General features: G+C 64.2%; 15 protein-coding genes, 1 tRNA gene and 1 riboswitch. Of the genes, 5 read left to right on the forward strand and 11 right to left on the reverse strand.

All coding sequences use genetic code 11. The features are described 5' to 3' along the window. The first annotated feature begins 32 nt into the window (after nucleotides 1-32). Together H5P29_RS27860 and H5P29_RS27865 are read left to right on the forward strand one after the other, a co-directional pair. Complete coding sequence (locus H5P29_RS27860) at nucleotides 33-989, forward strand: nitronate monooxygenase family protein (RefSeq protein ID WP_185910216.1); 957 nt, start codon at nucleotides 33-35, stop codon at nucleotides 987-989. A 178-nt stretch (nucleotides 990-1,167) separates the two neighbouring features. Then, nucleotides 1,168-1,243 (forward strand) — tRNA-Thr (locus H5P29_RS27865). Between the two features lie 97 nt (nucleotides 1,244-1,340). Here H5P29_RS27865 and H5P29_RS27870 read toward each other — a convergent pair. From H5P29_RS27870 to H5P29_RS27885, 4 genes are all read right to left on the reverse strand, one after another. Continuing rightward, on the reverse strand, nucleotides 1,341-2,306 hold the full coding sequence (locus tag H5P29_RS27870) for a polysaccharide pyruvyl transferase family protein (protein WP_182575556.1): 966 nt from the start codon (nucleotides 2,304-2,306) through the stop codon (nucleotides 1,341-1,343). Between the two features lie 20 nt (nucleotides 2,307-2,326). Further along, nucleotides 2,327-3,082 (reverse strand): glycosyltransferase, encoded by a 756-nt coding sequence (locus H5P29_RS27875; RefSeq protein ID WP_154386919.1) that lies wholly within the window; start codon nucleotides 3,080-3,082, stop codon nucleotides 2,327-2,329. A gap of 53 nt (nucleotides 3,083-3,135) precedes the next feature. Further along, nucleotides 3,136-3,276 (reverse strand): hypothetical protein, encoded by a 141-nt coding sequence (locus H5P29_RS27880; RefSeq protein WP_154386918.1) that lies wholly within the window; start codon nucleotides 3,274-3,276, stop codon nucleotides 3,136-3,138. 209 nt (nucleotides 3,277-3,485) lie between these two features. Beyond that, on the reverse strand, nucleotides 3,486-3,842 hold the full coding sequence (locus H5P29_RS27885) for a cupin domain-containing protein (RefSeq protein ID WP_067965465.1): 357 nt from the start codon (nucleotides 3,840-3,842) through the stop codon (nucleotides 3,486-3,488). 167 nt (nucleotides 3,843-4,009) lie between these two features. Between H5P29_RS27885 and H5P29_RS27890 the strand changes: the two genes are divergently transcribed. The 3 genes from H5P29_RS27890 (at nucleotide 4,010) to H5P29_RS27900 (ending at nucleotide 8,624) form a co-directional block, all read left to right on the forward strand. Beyond that, on the forward strand, nucleotides 4,010-4,354 hold the full coding sequence (locus H5P29_RS27890; RefSeq protein WP_154386917.1) for a hypothetical protein: 345 nt from the start codon (nucleotides 4,010-4,012) through the stop codon (nucleotides 4,352-4,354). Nucleotides 4,355-5,252: 898 nt separating this feature from the next. Further along, nucleotides 5,253-5,445: riboswitch (cobalamin riboswitch) on the forward strand. 114 nt (nucleotides 5,446-5,559) lie between these two features. Continuing rightward, on the forward strand, nucleotides 5,560-6,339 hold the full coding sequence (locus H5P29_RS27895) for a (2Fe-2S) ferredoxin domain-containing protein (protein WP_246670886.1): 780 nt from the start codon (nucleotides 5,560-5,562) through the stop codon (nucleotides 6,337-6,339). A gap of 1,361 nt (nucleotides 6,340-7,700) precedes the next feature. Next, entirely contained in the window at nucleotides 7,701-8,624 is a 924-nt protein-coding gene (locus tag H5P29_RS27900; protein ID WP_246670885.1) for a fatty acid desaturase, read from the forward strand. Nucleotides 8,625-8,713: 89 nt separating this feature from the next. On the opposite strand, the gene H5P29_RS27905 is transcribed toward H5P29_RS27900, so the two are convergent. The 7 genes from H5P29_RS27905 to H5P29_RS27935 form a co-directional block, all read right to left on the reverse strand. Then, a complete protein-coding gene (locus H5P29_RS27905) occupies nucleotides 8,714-8,968 on the reverse strand; it encodes a GlsB/YeaQ/YmgE family stress response membrane protein (protein WP_067967117.1) in 255 nt (84 codons plus the stop codon). 162 nt (nucleotides 8,969-9,130) lie between these two features. After that, a complete protein-coding gene (locus H5P29_RS27910) occupies nucleotides 9,131-9,319 on the reverse strand; it encodes a YegP family protein (RefSeq protein WP_055971136.1) in 189 nt (62 codons plus the stop codon). Between the two features lie 162 nt (nucleotides 9,320-9,481). Then, nucleotides 9,482-9,985 carry an L-2-amino-thiazoline-4-carboxylic acid hydrolase gene (locus tag H5P29_RS27915; RefSeq protein WP_185910217.1) on the reverse strand — a complete coding sequence of 168 codons (504 nt, stop codon included), beginning with the start codon at nucleotides 9,983-9,985 and terminating at the stop codon, nucleotides 9,482-9,484. Next, nucleotides 9,982-10,788, reverse strand: coding sequence for a dipeptide/oligopeptide/nickel ABC transporter ATP-binding protein (locus tag H5P29_RS27920; RefSeq protein ID WP_067965477.1), 807 nt, complete (start codon nucleotides 10,786-10,788; stop codon nucleotides 9,982-9,984). Before H5P29_RS27920 ends, H5P29_RS27915 begins: the two co-directional genes overlap by 4 nt. Then, a complete protein-coding gene (locus H5P29_RS27925; protein WP_154386915.1) occupies nucleotides 10,785-11,561 on the reverse strand; it encodes an ABC transporter ATP-binding protein in 777 nt (258 codons plus the stop codon). The genes H5P29_RS27920 and H5P29_RS27925 overlap by 4 nt, the downstream gene beginning before the upstream one ends. Further along, on the reverse strand, nucleotides 11,558-12,385 hold the full coding sequence (locus tag H5P29_RS27930; protein WP_154386914.1) for an ABC transporter permease: 828 nt from the start codon (nucleotides 12,383-12,385) through the stop codon (nucleotides 11,558-11,560). The genes H5P29_RS27925 and H5P29_RS27930 overlap by 4 nt, the downstream gene beginning before the upstream one ends. Continuing rightward, nucleotides 12,382-13,368 (reverse strand): ABC transporter permease, encoded by a 987-nt coding sequence (locus H5P29_RS27935; protein WP_154386913.1) that lies wholly within the window; start codon nucleotides 13,366-13,368, stop codon nucleotides 12,382-12,384. Before H5P29_RS27935 ends, H5P29_RS27930 begins: the two co-directional genes overlap by 4 nt. Nucleotides 13,369-13,428 lie beyond the last annotated feature (60 nt).

Consider the following 13,428-nt stretch of genomic DNA (forward strand, 5'->3'; position numbering starts at 1 on the left):
GAAACGTCAATTTCTAGACCCGGGAGAGACGCGTGGCATTGCCTGACATCCTCAAGAAGAATCTGCGTGTTCCCGTCGTCGGCGCGCCGCTGTTCATCATCTCGCATCCGCCGCTGGTGCTGGCCCAATGCAAGGCCGGTGTCGTCGGCTCGTTTCCCGCGCTCAACGCCCGCCCAGAGGCTCAGCTCGACGAATGGCTGGCGATGGTGACGGAAGATCTCGCCGCCCATGACGCCGCCAATCCCGATCGGCCGGCCGCGCCCTTCGCCGTCAACCAGATCGTGCACAAGTCCAACAAGCGGCTCGAGCACGATTTGCGCCTGTGCGTGAAATACAAGGTGCCGGTCGTCATCTCGTCGCTGGGTGCTGTCGAGGAGGTCAACCAGGCCGTCCATTCCTATGGCGGCATCGTGCTGCACGACATCATCCACGACCGCCACGCCCGCAAGGCGATCAAGATGGGTGCCGATGGCCTCATCGCGGTCGCTGCCGGTGCCGGCGGCCATGCCGGCACGCTGTCGCCCTTCGCCCTGATCCAGGAAATCCGCCAGTGGTTCGACGGCCCGCTGCTCCTGTCCGGAGCCATTGCCAATGGCGGTGCGGTGCTCGCGGCCCAGGCCATGGGTGCTGACCTCGCCTATATCGGCTCGCCCTTCATCGCCACCGAGGAGGCGCGCGCCGGCGACGACTACAAGCAGATGATCGTCGAATCCAAGGCCGCCGACATCGTCTATTCCAACCTGTTCACCGGCATCCACGGCAACTACCTCAAGGGCTCGGTCCGCGCAGCCGGCATGGACCCCGACAACCTCGCCGTCTCCGATCCGTCGAAAATGGATTTCGAGGAAGCGGCCAAGTACAAGGCCTGGAAAGACATCTGGGGCTGCGGCCAGGGTATCGGCGCCGTCGACAAGGTCGTGCCCGTCGCCGAGTTGGTCGAGCGCCTCGCCACCGAATATGCTGCGGCCAAGGCCCGCATCACGGGCTGACAACATCCGTAAACCGTCGGCGCCCGACCTGTTCCGGTGCCGTCCGGCGCGCTGAATATCCGGCAGGCAGCACGTTTGTCCCGCCTGTCGAAAGCCTCAGAAGGCGTCTTGCAATCGCAGCGCTTTGAAGTTATCAGGCACACACCGTCGCGCGGCCGCCAGGCTGCGTTGCCTGGAAGCCGCTTTAGCTCAGTTGGTAGAGCACATCATTCGTAATGATGGGGTCGCGTGTTCGAGTCACGCAAGCGGCACCAGTTTCCCAGGAAAATCAGCTCCTTCCAGATGCCCACGCGGCACCGGAAATCTATGCCCATTTCGGGACTGTCCTTCGCCCCACAAGGTGCAGACGGATCACTCCGTGATGGCGTCGACGCTTGCCGCGAGAGCATCTTCGACAAGCGCACGGATCCTGGCCTGGGCTCCGACCAGATGGGCCCGCCAATTGCCGGCGCGCAATTCGTCAAGAGCCGCCCGCACCGTTTCGGCAGACACCTTTTCCGCCTGGAACACAAATGGCCAACCGGTCCTGCCGACCACGGCTGAAACCTTAGCTCCACCGGGAACCTGATCGATCGCAATCACCGGCTTTCCTGCGGCGAGCGCCAACAGCGCCCCGTGCATGCGGGTCGTCAGCACGATGTCGGATCGTGCGAACCCGGCATGGATCTTCCCAGGACCATTCTCAGGTGATAGCACCGTGTCGATCTCGATCGGGTGTAGCGTCGACCCGCGCACCACATCTTGGAACATCGCCAATGCCTGAGGTGCCATCGCAACTCGCCTGGCGCCATACTCGCCTTGAGGGCCACGCAGGCAAACACCTGCGGTCTCGAGCCTCTCCTTTCCAGTGGGTTCAACGGTCTCCGAAACGGCGAGATCGAAATACGGTGGATCGACGCCATCACGGCCAACAATGTGATGGAAGCGGCGATTCATCCTGGCGTGATTGGGAAGGACGCTGACGCCTGCCGCGATCTTGGTCGCTAGCCTGTGGACAGACAAAAGGTCGTTCAGGTCGCGACTGTAGGTGATCGGACCACAGACGAACACGAGCTTTTTCGCAGGCTTGATGGCATAGAGATCATCAACCGGCAGATGGCCCGGAATCTGCAGTTCCGGATGCGAAATGACGGCGTGCTCGACGCCGCGCAGACGCAGCCTCGATGACAGGTTGTCGACCGCCATCAGGTCGCCGATCGTCGGACCGCCCCTGTAGCCGTAGCTTCCCCACCAGAACAGAAGCGTCGGCGGCGTGTCGACGGTGCGCGCAGCCAGATACACGCGACGAAAGGAGCTTAGCCGGCTCTTCAGCGACATCAGTGCAGTCTCGAAACGAGCTATTGAGTGACAACGGCGTCCAGAAGGCTGCCGCGTATGATTTCGCGTCCTGATATGACCGACGCGCTCAAGTGAACGCCAAGCGTCCGATTGGTTGCTACATCGGGCCAGGACAGCCCGCGATCGAAGAGCAGGTTGGTGTTCTGGTAGCTGACCGGATAGAACACATCGATCGGCTTGGCCGAAGCTGCAATTTCGTGGCGCCGGGTGACGTTGGTCAACAGCTGCGGTCCAATGACACCCCAACGATGGCGGGATACCGGGACAGGCAGGCGCATGGCCTTGCGCAGGCGCAGTAACCGTCTCTTTGTGCTTCGATACCACCATGGAATGAAATGAGGATCGCTGGATGCCGTGATCAGCTCATTGAGCGCCGGATGCTGCGAAGGCAGCCCCAGCACGGCGCCATTGATCGCCTTGTCGGATTCCCAGCCGAAGAGGAATTCCTCCTGCTGGATCGGCCTCAGGCAATAGACGTCGCAATCCACGTATATGCCGAGGCCCGCCCGCAGGATGCGGTACCGATAGATATCCGACGCCAAAGCCAGGCTACCGGTCGTCTCATGCGCAACGATTTCCGATCGAGCCATCAACCGTTGGGCGTCGAAAAGTTCGACGCCTTCAGGCACGTCCTCCGGCCGGTCAAACACATGCAGAACGACACGATGCCCATTTCGAAGAAACGACCTCAGACACCCCGCGTGGACCGGCCCCAATCTGTTGCCGATCCACAGCGAATTCACCACTGCCAACATGAATTACCACCCCATACCTGCCCGGGGCCTAAATAAACCAGATCGGGCAAAGGTCAACCTTCTGCAAGCACAGGTGGTAGCCCGCAACAGCCGCGGACAAGGTCGATGGTGATGTTGTGGTGGTCGCGCAGCGAGCGATAGTCCTGGCCGCAAAGCTTGGAAAAATGCTCATTCTCGGCCGGGGAACGCAACATGCGCGATGCATCTCGCGTTGTTTGATCATTCAAAGCTGCACCAGCCTTTTCCCAAGGAAATTAAGCCAGCAAGGCATCACCGGTGCGCCTGGTTCCGCTCACTGTCGGAACCAGGTCGAATCAATCAGGCGTTCGCCCGCGTGCACGAGCCGGCCGGCAGCCTTCTTCGACAGCCGATGGAGATATCCCCGCCGGTTGCGCGGTGTTTCCTACGATCCCAGCGTAACGACGAAGTGCTTCGTCACCGGCTCGATGATCTTCCAGGTGCCCCTGAAATCCGCTTCCACGACGAACGCGTCGCCCGGCCCAACCTCGACGGGCGCGCCGCCATCCGGCGTGATGATGATGCGACCCGAGATCATGTGGACGAACTCGTAGTCGGTGTAGCTGGCGTGGTAGGTGCCTGGCGTGGCCTGCCACGTTCCCGACAGCACCTTGCCATCCCCGGTCGTATGCTGGACGGCCGTTTTCATCGTCGGCTTTCCGTCGACCACCACCCATCCCGGTAGGTCGTTGGAATCTGCACCTTCCGGCTGGCCAAATTTGAGGATTGTTTTGTTCGCCATGGCATTCTCCTCCCTTAAGACACCCCTGCATAGCCGACGCCCTCAATTCAGGCAACTTTGTTTCCTTATGATAAAGAGGCATATTCCTATGTTGGTGTTCTTCCGCCGCCCCTTGCGGAATCAGCCCTGTCTGTGTTGATGGACGGATGTTTAGCAAGGACTCATAGATGAAGGCCAAACTGCTCGCTGCGGTGACGATGCTCGCAGTTGCCGGCTGTGCATCCCAGCCCGCCGACTATGCCACCACACTCTCTGCCAAGGATTCCAAATGGCGGTCAGCGGACTGCACGAAAGCTCGAGCTGAGGCGGCGAACTACGCAGCGCAAGAGAAAGAAACCCTGAGCGTATCGGCAGGGCTGCTGCTTGGCCCATACGGGCTCGGCATCGCCATGGCCGGCAAGGAGCATCGCGCCAAGATGCGCAAGAAATTCGCCCGGGACATGCATCTGAAATGCTCGAGCAAGCCCCTTCCTGCCAGCCTGGCGAGCAGCGCGGACACCGCGAAGCGGTAACTTCGGTCCTCACTGCCAACGGCGCGCATGTGCGGCAAGCTCGTCGCGCGCCTGCTCCAACGCCTTCGGCGAAGCGTTCGCCCACGCGGTGAGCCGCCGCCGCGCACATCATCGACACCTCCGATCCTCGCCTGTGGCTGTCGCGATTGCATGCCGGGCCACATTGGTGGGGTGCCCACGAAAACAGGCCAAAGCTGCTCTGCAATCATTCTGGCGACCCGCCTGGTGGCCGTTCCCAGCGTCTTCACGTTGGCGGTAACTCACGACACTCGCCGGTGTCCTGGCAACGCACCGGTGGACGGCCGCTCAGATTGCCCTGAACGGGCTCGACGCCGCTTGCGATCCAGCCGCTCTACACGAGAAGTTGAACGACCGCGCCGTCCGCTCGCTGGCGTTGGTTGACCTTACGTTAGGAGCCTCTAAACGACCTACAGGCTCACCTCGTCCTTACCCCACCTTGGACCACCCGAGCTTAGCGCCCGCCCTGCCCCCCCCCAATCAATGGGCGGGCGCGTCCCCTCGCACATCCGATGTCGCGCAGACAAGCTTATCAGCCGCGGACGCCTTCACATCGCAACTGCGAGCTTCCCGCTTCATATCGACGCCGGTTGCCGATTTTCATGTCGATATGCCTCGGGCAGGCGCCGTTCGCCTTGTGCGGTTTGCACAGAAGGCAGCCGGCCCTGGCATTCCTGGGCTTATTCCGCTTGGGGTGCATGTCCATCTCCGGTCTCTACCAATGCGCCCCGATGGCGCACGGTCATGATCGGAAGGGCTGCTTGGCAATCGTCGTCCATCGCTGGACCATGTCCAGCAACGCCAAGCGATCGCAAGGCAGCGCATTGCTGGCCTAGGTACTTGTCCATCGACAACCCTTGACTTGCGTCTGCCCGCATATAGCTTGCCGCGCGGTTATGGTTCTTCTGCTTTCGGGCGGAAGCTAAGAGGGAATTCGGTGCGAAACCGAAGCTGCCCCGCAACTGTAAGCGGTGAGCCGCATTGCCGATTGTGTCACTGGCCGACGGCCGGGAAGGCAGGCAATGAGCCGAGACCCGCGAGCCAGGAGACCTGCCTGACCGAGTGATGTTCCGTGGGCGGGGTGTACCACCGGAGCGCAGGTTCGTGCAGGCGGCGCTATCGGCCATCGCCTTCCACCAACATGCGTTGCGACAATCCCGACCGCAGTCAGGCCAGGGATCGATCGTTTGCACAATACAGAAGTTGAGACCGCGCAGTCCCAGGCCAGACGTGCCATCGTGCTCGTCGCCAGGTCGGCCTTTGCTGCCGCGCCCTACAGGCAGATGCAGCAGCTCTGTGATCTCGCCGCGGCGTTGCCCGGCGTCGATCACACCAGCTTCGGCTTCACCGAACAAGGCACGCCGTCGCTGCGCGAGGCGCTTGCGGCACTTCGCCAGCAGGATTTCTCCGATATCCTCATCCTGCCGCTGATGCTGCCGATCGAGCCCAGCTTCAATGCCTGGCTCACCAAGTCGCTGCGCCGGTGGCAGGCCGAGGACGCGGCACCTCGGCCGACGGTGCGCATCGCGCATGGCCTCGCCGAAAGCCCGCTGCTAGCTGCAATGATGGCCGACCTCGTCACCGGCGCCGATGCGACGCCGCCCATCCCGCCGCTCGACAGGCTGGCTCCGGAGGGCTCGCTCGTGCCGGCGCAGAAACGCCGCGTGCTGGTCTGCCAGGGCGGCCCGTGCAATGCCGCCGGCGCGGACCTGATCTGGGGCCACCTGCGCAACCAGCAGGACCGCCAGAAGCTGCGCGTGACCGGCGACGGCACGATGAGCGCCAAATCGACCTGCCTTGGCCCCTGTAACCTGGCACCGGTGCTGCAGGTCTTTCCCGAAGGCACCTATTACGGCGGGGTCACCGAGGCCGCCGTCGACCGCATAGTCACCGAACATCTGCTCGGCGGCGCGGTGGTCGACGACTTTGCCTACCACCCCACCGGCCGCAAGCAGTTGCTGCGGTGAAGGCCCATTGAAAACAAGGGGGATCGTGTCGTTCCGCCACCACCTGCTTTTTGCCCCTGCCTTTTATCGGCCTGGACAGCGACATGCTGTTCTGCCGCGAACCTGATCTGGCACTGGAGGTTGCTGCGGCCGCCCTTCGGCTCCGTCGACGTCAAGGGCATGTGCACATATGGCCGCGACGACCGATCCTCGGGACGGTTATTGGCAGGCGCCGTCCCGGACTTTGGGCGTCGACTACGACCTGGTGCCAATGATCGAGACCACCGTCGACAAGGCTGGGGTCAAAGCGAGCTACGATGGCGGCCTCGTCGTGGTTAGGCGAGAAGACCGTATCCTCGGCTACTCGGCTATGTCGAGCGTTCGGTGGCAGCAAAGCTCGCGCCCAATGTCAGCCATCGTGTCGAGGCGGGCCACGGCGCGTTTCCGCCCGGGGAAGCGAGCTGTGGGACAGTTCGCAGGCCTGCCTGTCGCTGGCCATACCGGGCAGCGGCCTGACGATGCGCACCTTGTCGGCACCGCACAACTTTCCGCACCACCTGTTCGACCCGATTCCGGCCGAACAGCAACGCTTGCCGTTGTCGATCGTCCACTATCACGACGTCTTTACCAGGCACGGCGCGCAATCCGCTGCTCAACGGATCGGCGGATGTTCCCGCCGATATCCGCCACTGGCTGGAAGCCAAGGCTGAAACGCTCAGCAGCGGCAGCGGCGCCTGGGGTCGTCGGGCACAGGTCCGATGGGCTGACACAGCCTGTTGCGATCCACGTCAATCCATCGATCTAATTGACCCAAGGGAAACATCAGCGACTATTGCGCAGGGCTAGATCAGTTCAGTGGGCGGTGGCAGTCATGGCAATTCAAGTATCCTATTCGCGGCGTGATGTCCGCGAAGAGTTGGTGCGTCGGCGCGAGACTTACATCGCGGCGCAGAGATCTCTGTCACCGCCTTCGCCGCGGGGATATGGCAACATGGAATGCGTCCATTGTCATAATCGCTTCATCGGCGTCACCGCTGCCGCCTGGAAGTTCGGCCTCTGCGACGACTGCCTGCATCACGACTGATTGTCCAGCCAGCGCAGCTCCCTTTGCGGGAGTTCCAGCGCCTAGATCGACTGCTGTGGAACTTCCGTGTCCGCGGCGTCCCAGGCACATTCTTGGGCGATCTACCTTCCCCGATGATCCGGCCAAACCCGCATCCCCAATAGCAGTAGGTCGCCGCCACGGCCCACCGTCCGCACTCATATTTCGGGGTAATTCCAAACGTGCCTTGACCCTGAATTAGAAACTGCGCAACCTCGCCCGAAACGGAGGAGGCGGCTCGATCGTGGGGAAGCGATCCGGGCCGCAAATGGGAGCATCTATGTCCGACCAGATCGCGGCGTCGTCCGCCACGCCCGCAATTGCGCGCCGACCGCTTCTGGCCCGCATCGACTGGCTCAATTTGAGCGGCCTCGCCTTCTATCATGTCGTCGCGCTCTACGCCTTGCTGCCCTGGTTCTTCAGCTGGACCGGCGTCATCCTCTGCATCGCCGGCATCTATGTCTTCGGCACGCTCGGCATCAACCTCTGCTACCACAGGCTTCTCACCCATCGCGGCTTCACCTGCCCGAAATGGCTCGAGCACGGGCTTGCGATCATCGCCGTCTGCGCCTTCCAGGACACGCCGGCGCGCTGGGTTGCGGTGCACCGCCGCCACCATGAGCACGCCGACGAGGAGCCGGATCCGCACAGCCCGATCGTCACCTTCCTCTGGGCCCATATCGGCTGGCTGCTGGTCAAGTCGCCCGACATGGAGCGCATGCAGATCTACGGCCGCTACGCCAAAGACATCGTTCGCGACCCGTTCTACCGCAAGCTCGACAAGCCGCATGTCTATCTCGGCATCATCATCGCGTCCTGGGCAGCTTTCTTCGGCGGCGGCGTCGCCGCGAGCCTGATCACCGGCGGCACGACTGACGAGGCGATCCAGTTCGGCCTCAGCCTGCTCGTCTGGGGCGTGTTCGCGCGCACCGTGATTACCTGGCACATCACCTGGTCGGTCAATTCGGTCACCCATGTCTGGGGCTACCGCAACTACGACACGACAGACGACAGCACCAACAACGTCATCGTCGGCCTGCTCAGCAATGGCGAGGGCTGGCACAACAACCACCACGCCGACCCGCGCTCGGCTCGCCACGGCCACCACTGGTGGGAATTCGACGTCACCTACCTGACCATCAGGTTGCTCGGCGTGCTCGGACTGGCGAGCAAGATCGCAGAGCCGCGGAAGCGCGCCGACTAGCGCCGCCAGACCTTTTCAAGAGGGGACAAAAAAGATCGCCGGCGAAGCTGTGCTTGCCGGCGATCGCAACTACGTCTCGGGTGGTTTCGCTAGGCTTGTTTCACCAGTCTGAGCAGTACGAGCAGGATCACCGCGCCGATGGTGGCATGGATGATGGCAGCTATGATGCCCGAGCCCAGGCTGATGCCGATCGTCGGAAGCAGCCAGCCGGCGATCAGCGCGCCGACGATACCGACCACGATGTTGCCGATCAGGCCGAAGCCGTAGCCCTTGACCAACTGGCCGGCGAGCCAGCCGGCAACGGCGCCGACGATCAGGAAGACGAGCAAGCTTTCGATACCCATTTGTCTCTCCAGGTTCTGGCGCATCGGCCGGAGCACGTCACGAGCCACGATGCGCAGTTGCAACGACCAGCGCATGATCGACAAGCAGGCAGCCAGAGATCATGCTGGAACAACAGGCTGGAGACGGGCCGACCTATCGGCCCGCCGTGGAAATGCCGCCCGTCAGGCGACCGCCGTGGTCTGATCCTCCACCGCGGCGCCGGGCGTGTTCTTCTTGATCGACTCGATCGCCTTCAGCGCCGATGCCTTGGCCGAATAGCCTTCCGAGCTGAACATCACCTCGCCATTGGAAGCCCTGAAGCGGAACCGAAACTCGCCGCCCTTGTCCTTGTAGACCTCGAATTTGTACATCGCATTTCCCCGTATGTGCCGATCCGCGACTCACGCCGCTGACGAATCGTCGCACGACGGCAACCCGAGGAAAAGCGCGAAGCGATTTTCGCGACGCAAACGCACCAATACAACCGCCAAGGCCCATCGCCGCTGCACCCGTCAGCCGCGCCAAGTGCGATCTCAGATGTCGCGGTCGGTCAGGCAGATGTGGCAGCAGCCGGAGCCATGGCCCGGCTTCCAGGTGACGTTTTCGAAGCGCACACCGGTCGCCTCGAACAGGCCGCGGTCGAAAGCGCCGGCGATCCGGCACAAGGTCGCCAGCCTGTCGTCGCCGACACCGGCCCCCACCCAGGCGTCCTTGAGCGGACAGCGCTTGACCTTGAAGGCGATGTGATGGTCGCTGCGCTCGACATCGGTGGGGTACATGCGCCCGCCATCCGGACTGACGGCCAGGAAGGCCTCGCCGATGGCGCGCGCATCGTTCGGCCCGAAGCTGGCGAACGCCACCTGTGCGACCTCGCGGCCGCGCTTCTCGATCGCCCTTACCAGGACTTCTTCCGCCTTGGCGTCGCCAAGCTCGGCGGCAAGTTCATCCAGCATCAGCCGGTAGAGATCGGCGCGGTTGCGAAAGGCGGAGTCAAGTTCGGCAGCGAGCTTTTCGGCGCGCATGGCATGTTCGGTCACGAAACGGTCTCCTTGAAAACAGGCAACCTTGGGAACACAGGCAGTTCCGGCGTGGCCGCCACCAGCGCCCGGCCCGTGGCCGAGGCGGGCGCGGCTATCACGGCGGCGGCGTCGCCCTCTTCGACGATACGGCCGCTGTCCATGATCGCGATGCGGTGGGCTACGGCGCGCACCGCACCAAGGTCGTGGGAGATGAAGAGATAGGCGACGCCTTCGTCCCGTTGCAGCTCGGCAAGCAGGTTGAGGATGTCGCCGCGCACCAGCACGTCCAGCGCCGACAACGCTTCGTCGAGCACGATCAGCGCCGGCCGGGTAGCAAGCGCGCGCGCGATCGCCACGCGCTGGCGCTGGCCGCCCGATATTTCGTGCACGCGACGGCTGGCGAGCTCGGCGGCGAGACCGACACGCTCCAGCAGCGCTGCGATTGCCTTGGGTCGATCGGCGCGCCCGACGATGCCGTGAATGCGCAGCGGATCGTCGATCAGTCGGGCCACCGTGGCGCGCGGGTTGAATGCCGCCAGCGGATCCTGGAACACCATCTGCAGCTTCGTCCGGGTGGCCCTCAAGGCTGCCCCCCGCAATCCCAACAGTTCCTCGCCGTTGAAGCGGATGCTGCCGGCATCGGGCTCGACCAGCCGCAGCAGGATACGCGCCACCGTCGACTTGCCCGAGCCGGAGGGTCCGACCAGCGCCAGCGTCTCCCCCGGCGCAATAGAAAAGGAAATGCCATCGAGGGCGGAGAAATCCCTGTCGCCGCGCCAGTAGCGCTTCGACAGCCCCTCGACCTGCAGCAGCGCGCTCATCGGCTGGCACCAGAATGGGCTTTCAGCCCCAGATGTGCCGCCAGCAGCGCGCGGCTGTAGTCGCTCCTTGGCCGCGCCAGCAACTCGGCCGTCGCCGCCATTTCGACCATGCGGCCGTGACGGAACACGGCGATGCGGTCGGCCAGGTTGGCGGCAAGTGCTATGTCATGGCTGACGAACAGCAGCGCCATGCCATCCTCGGCCACGAGCCGGCGGATCAGCGCCACGATCTCGGCCTGGACGATGGTGTCGAGCGCGCTCGTCGCTTCGTCGGCGATCAGCAGTTTCGGACACGCCACGATGGCCGCTGCGATCACCACGCGCTGTTTCTGTCCGCCCGACAACTGATGCGGATATGCCCGCGCCAGCGCCTCGGGCTCCGGCAATTTCACCCTGTCCAGCAGTTCGACCGCCAGCCGCCGTGCAGCACCCCAGTCGATGTCGAGATTGGCGTGCGCCACCTCGGCGACCTGGTCGCCGACCGACATGACCGGATCGAGGCTCGAAGCTGGATCCTGGAAGACGAAGCCGATGTCGCGGCCGTTGCGCGCCGGATGATCGAGCCCCGGCCATGCGACGGTGCCCTGAAGTCTCGCCGTCTGCGGCAGCAACCCTGATATGGCCCGGGCCAGCGTGCTTTTGCCCGAGCCACTCTCGCCGATGATCGCCAGCCTTTCGCCGGCGGCCAGATCGAGGTCGACGCCTTCGACCGCCGGCGCCACTGCGCCGTTGTAGCACACGCCGAGACCACGCAGTTCGAGCAGCGGCTTCATGCCTGCCCCTCCCGTGCCGCCGTGCCTTCAACCACGCCTTCGCCGGCGAGGTAGACGCCGAGGACTGAGAGCACCAGCGCGATACCGGGGATGACGGAGAGGTAAGGCGCCGACCGCAGCACCGCCCTGCCCTCCGCGATCATGCCGCCCCAGGTGACGCGGTTGGGGTCGCCGAGACCGAGGAAGGACAGCGCCGCCTCGGTCAGGATGGCGGCGGCAACGATTACCGACGACAGCGCCAAGACCGGTGGCAACGCATTGGGCAGCACCTCGCGGAAGGCGATCTCGACCGGATGCATGCCGATCACCCGCGCCGAAGCGACATAGTCGCGCTCGCGGATCGACAGCACTTCGGCACGCGCGATGCGCGTCGGGCCGGTCCAGGCGCTGAGCGCGATCGCCGCCACCACGACCGAAAGCGACGGCCCGACGACACTGACCAGCGCCAGCGACAGCAAGAAGCCCGGCACTGTCTGGAAGGCGTCGGTGATACGCATCAGCACTTCGTCGACAAGCCCGCCGGCAAAGCCGGCCACCGTGCCGACGATGCTGCCGACGAGGATCGAGGCGGCAGCGGCAGCAAGCCCGACGGCCAGCGAGGTGCGGGCGCCATGGAACAGCCCAGCGACCACATCGCGGCCAAGGCGGTCAGTGCCGAGCGGCAGGGCCCAGTCCTGGAACGGGGGCAAGAGCGGCTGGCCGGCAATCGCCAGCGGGTCGCGTGGGAACAGCCACGGCGCGGCGACAGCCATGGCGACAAGCAGGCCAAGGATGACCAGGCCGGCGGAGGCCTCCGGCGTGCGGAACAGGCGGGAAAGGCTCATGCGCTGGCCTCGCTCGCGCCGACACGCGGGTCGAGCACGGCATAAGCGATGTCGACGAGCAGGTTGATGACGATCACCAGCAATGCGCTGACGAGGATGATGCCGATCAGCAGCGGCGTATCGCGCGAGCCCACGGCCTCTTGCGCCAGCCGGCCCAGCCCCGGAACCGAAAACACGCTTTCGATCACCACGCTGCCGCCCAGCATCTGCGCCGACTGCAGGCCGAGCATGGTGACCAGCGGCAGCAGCGCGTTGCGCGCGACATGGCCGAGCACGATGCGCCGCCTGGGAATGCCACGCGCACGGGCGGCCAGTGTAAAGTCCATCCGCCAGACCTCGGCCATGCCGGCCCGCATCATCCTGAGATAGAGCGCGAGATAGATCAGGCCGAGGCTCGTCACCGGCAGCACCATGTGCCTTGCGATGTCGAGCGCACGCGCGATGCCGCTCTTGCCGGAGGCGATGGTTTCCATGCCCGACAGCGGCAGCCAGCGCAGCTCGACAGAAAAGACGATGGTCAGCACCAGCGCCAGCCAGAAGCCGGGCACGGCATAGAGCGCCAGCGAACCGATCGACAGGAGCCGGTCGCGGGCGCTGCCCGGCCGCGCGCCAGCCAGGATGCCGAGTGTGGTGCCAAGCGCAAAGGACAGTGCGGTTGCCGCGCTCATCAAAAGCAGCGTGTTCGGCAGCCGCTCCAGCACAACGTCGAGCACCGGCCGGGAGAAGGCGACCGAGTGGCCGAGGTCAAGATGCAGCAGCGCCCAGAGATAGGCGGCGAGCCGCGTCATCGGGGAGGCATCGAGGCCCCAGCTCGTTCGCAACGCCTCGATCATGCCGGCGTCGCCGCCGACCGAAGCGACATAAGCATCGACGGCATCGCCGGGCGCGGCCTCGAGCAGCAGGAACGAGCCGACAACCACGATCAGCAGCACCGGAATGCTGCCGATCAGCCGGCGCTTCAACAGGCCCCAGGCGCGATTCATTACCCTGCCCCTTGTGGGGAAAGTGCCCCGAGCAGCCCGTTGGGGGTTGCCGGGGTGAAG

The sequence above is a fragment of the Aminobacter sp. MDW-2 genome (assembly GCF_014250155.1).
GTDB classification, from domain to species: domain Bacteria; phylum Pseudomonadota; class Alphaproteobacteria; order Rhizobiales; family Rhizobiaceae; genus Aminobacter; species Aminobacter ciceronei.

Coding starts and splice junctions, on each gene's coding strand:
- H5P29_RS27930 (WP_154386914.1), bottom strand. CDS start 12,385: ATGAGCCTTTCCCGCCTGTTCCGCACGCCGGAGGCCTCCGCCGGCCTG.
- H5P29_RS27890 (WP_154386917.1), top strand. CDS start 4,010: ATGAAGGCCAAACTGCTCGCTGCGGTGACGATGCTCGCAGTTGCCGGC.
- H5P29_RS27885 (WP_067965465.1), bottom strand. CDS start 3,842: ATGGCGAACAAAACAATCCTCAAATTTGGCCAGCCGGAAGGTGCAGAT.
- H5P29_RS27875 (WP_154386919.1), bottom strand. CDS start 3,082: ATGTTGGCAGTGGTGAATTCGCTGTGGATCGGCAACAGATTGGGGCCG.
- H5P29_RS27900 (WP_246670885.1), top strand. CDS start 7,701: ATGTCCGACCAGATCGCGGCGTCGTCCGCCACGCCCGCAATTGCGCGC.
- H5P29_RS27920 (WP_067965477.1), bottom strand. CDS start 10,788: ATGAGCGCGCTGCTGCAGGTCGAGGGGCTGTCGAAGCGCTACTGGCGC.
- H5P29_RS27905 (WP_067967117.1), bottom strand. CDS start 8,968: ATGGGTATCGAAAGCTTGCTCGTCTTCCTGATCGTCGGCGCCGTTGCC.
- H5P29_RS27935 (WP_154386913.1), bottom strand. CDS start 13,368: ATGAATCGCGCCTGGGGCCTGTTGAAGCGCCGGCTGATCGGCAGCATT.
- H5P29_RS27910 (WP_055971136.1), bottom strand. CDS start 9,319: ATGTACAAATTCGAGGTCTACAAGGACAAGGGCGGCGAGTTTCGGTTC.
- H5P29_RS27870 (WP_182575556.1), bottom strand. CDS start 2,306: ATGTCGCTGAAGAGCCGGCTAAGCTCCTTTCGTCGCGTGTATCTGGCT.
- H5P29_RS27880 (WP_154386918.1), bottom strand. CDS start 3,276: ATGTTGCGTTCCCCGGCCGAGAATGAGCATTTTTCCAAGCTTTGCGGC.
- H5P29_RS27925 (WP_154386915.1), bottom strand. CDS start 11,561: ATGAAGCCGCTGCTCGAACTGCGTGGTCTCGGCGTGTGCTACAACGGC.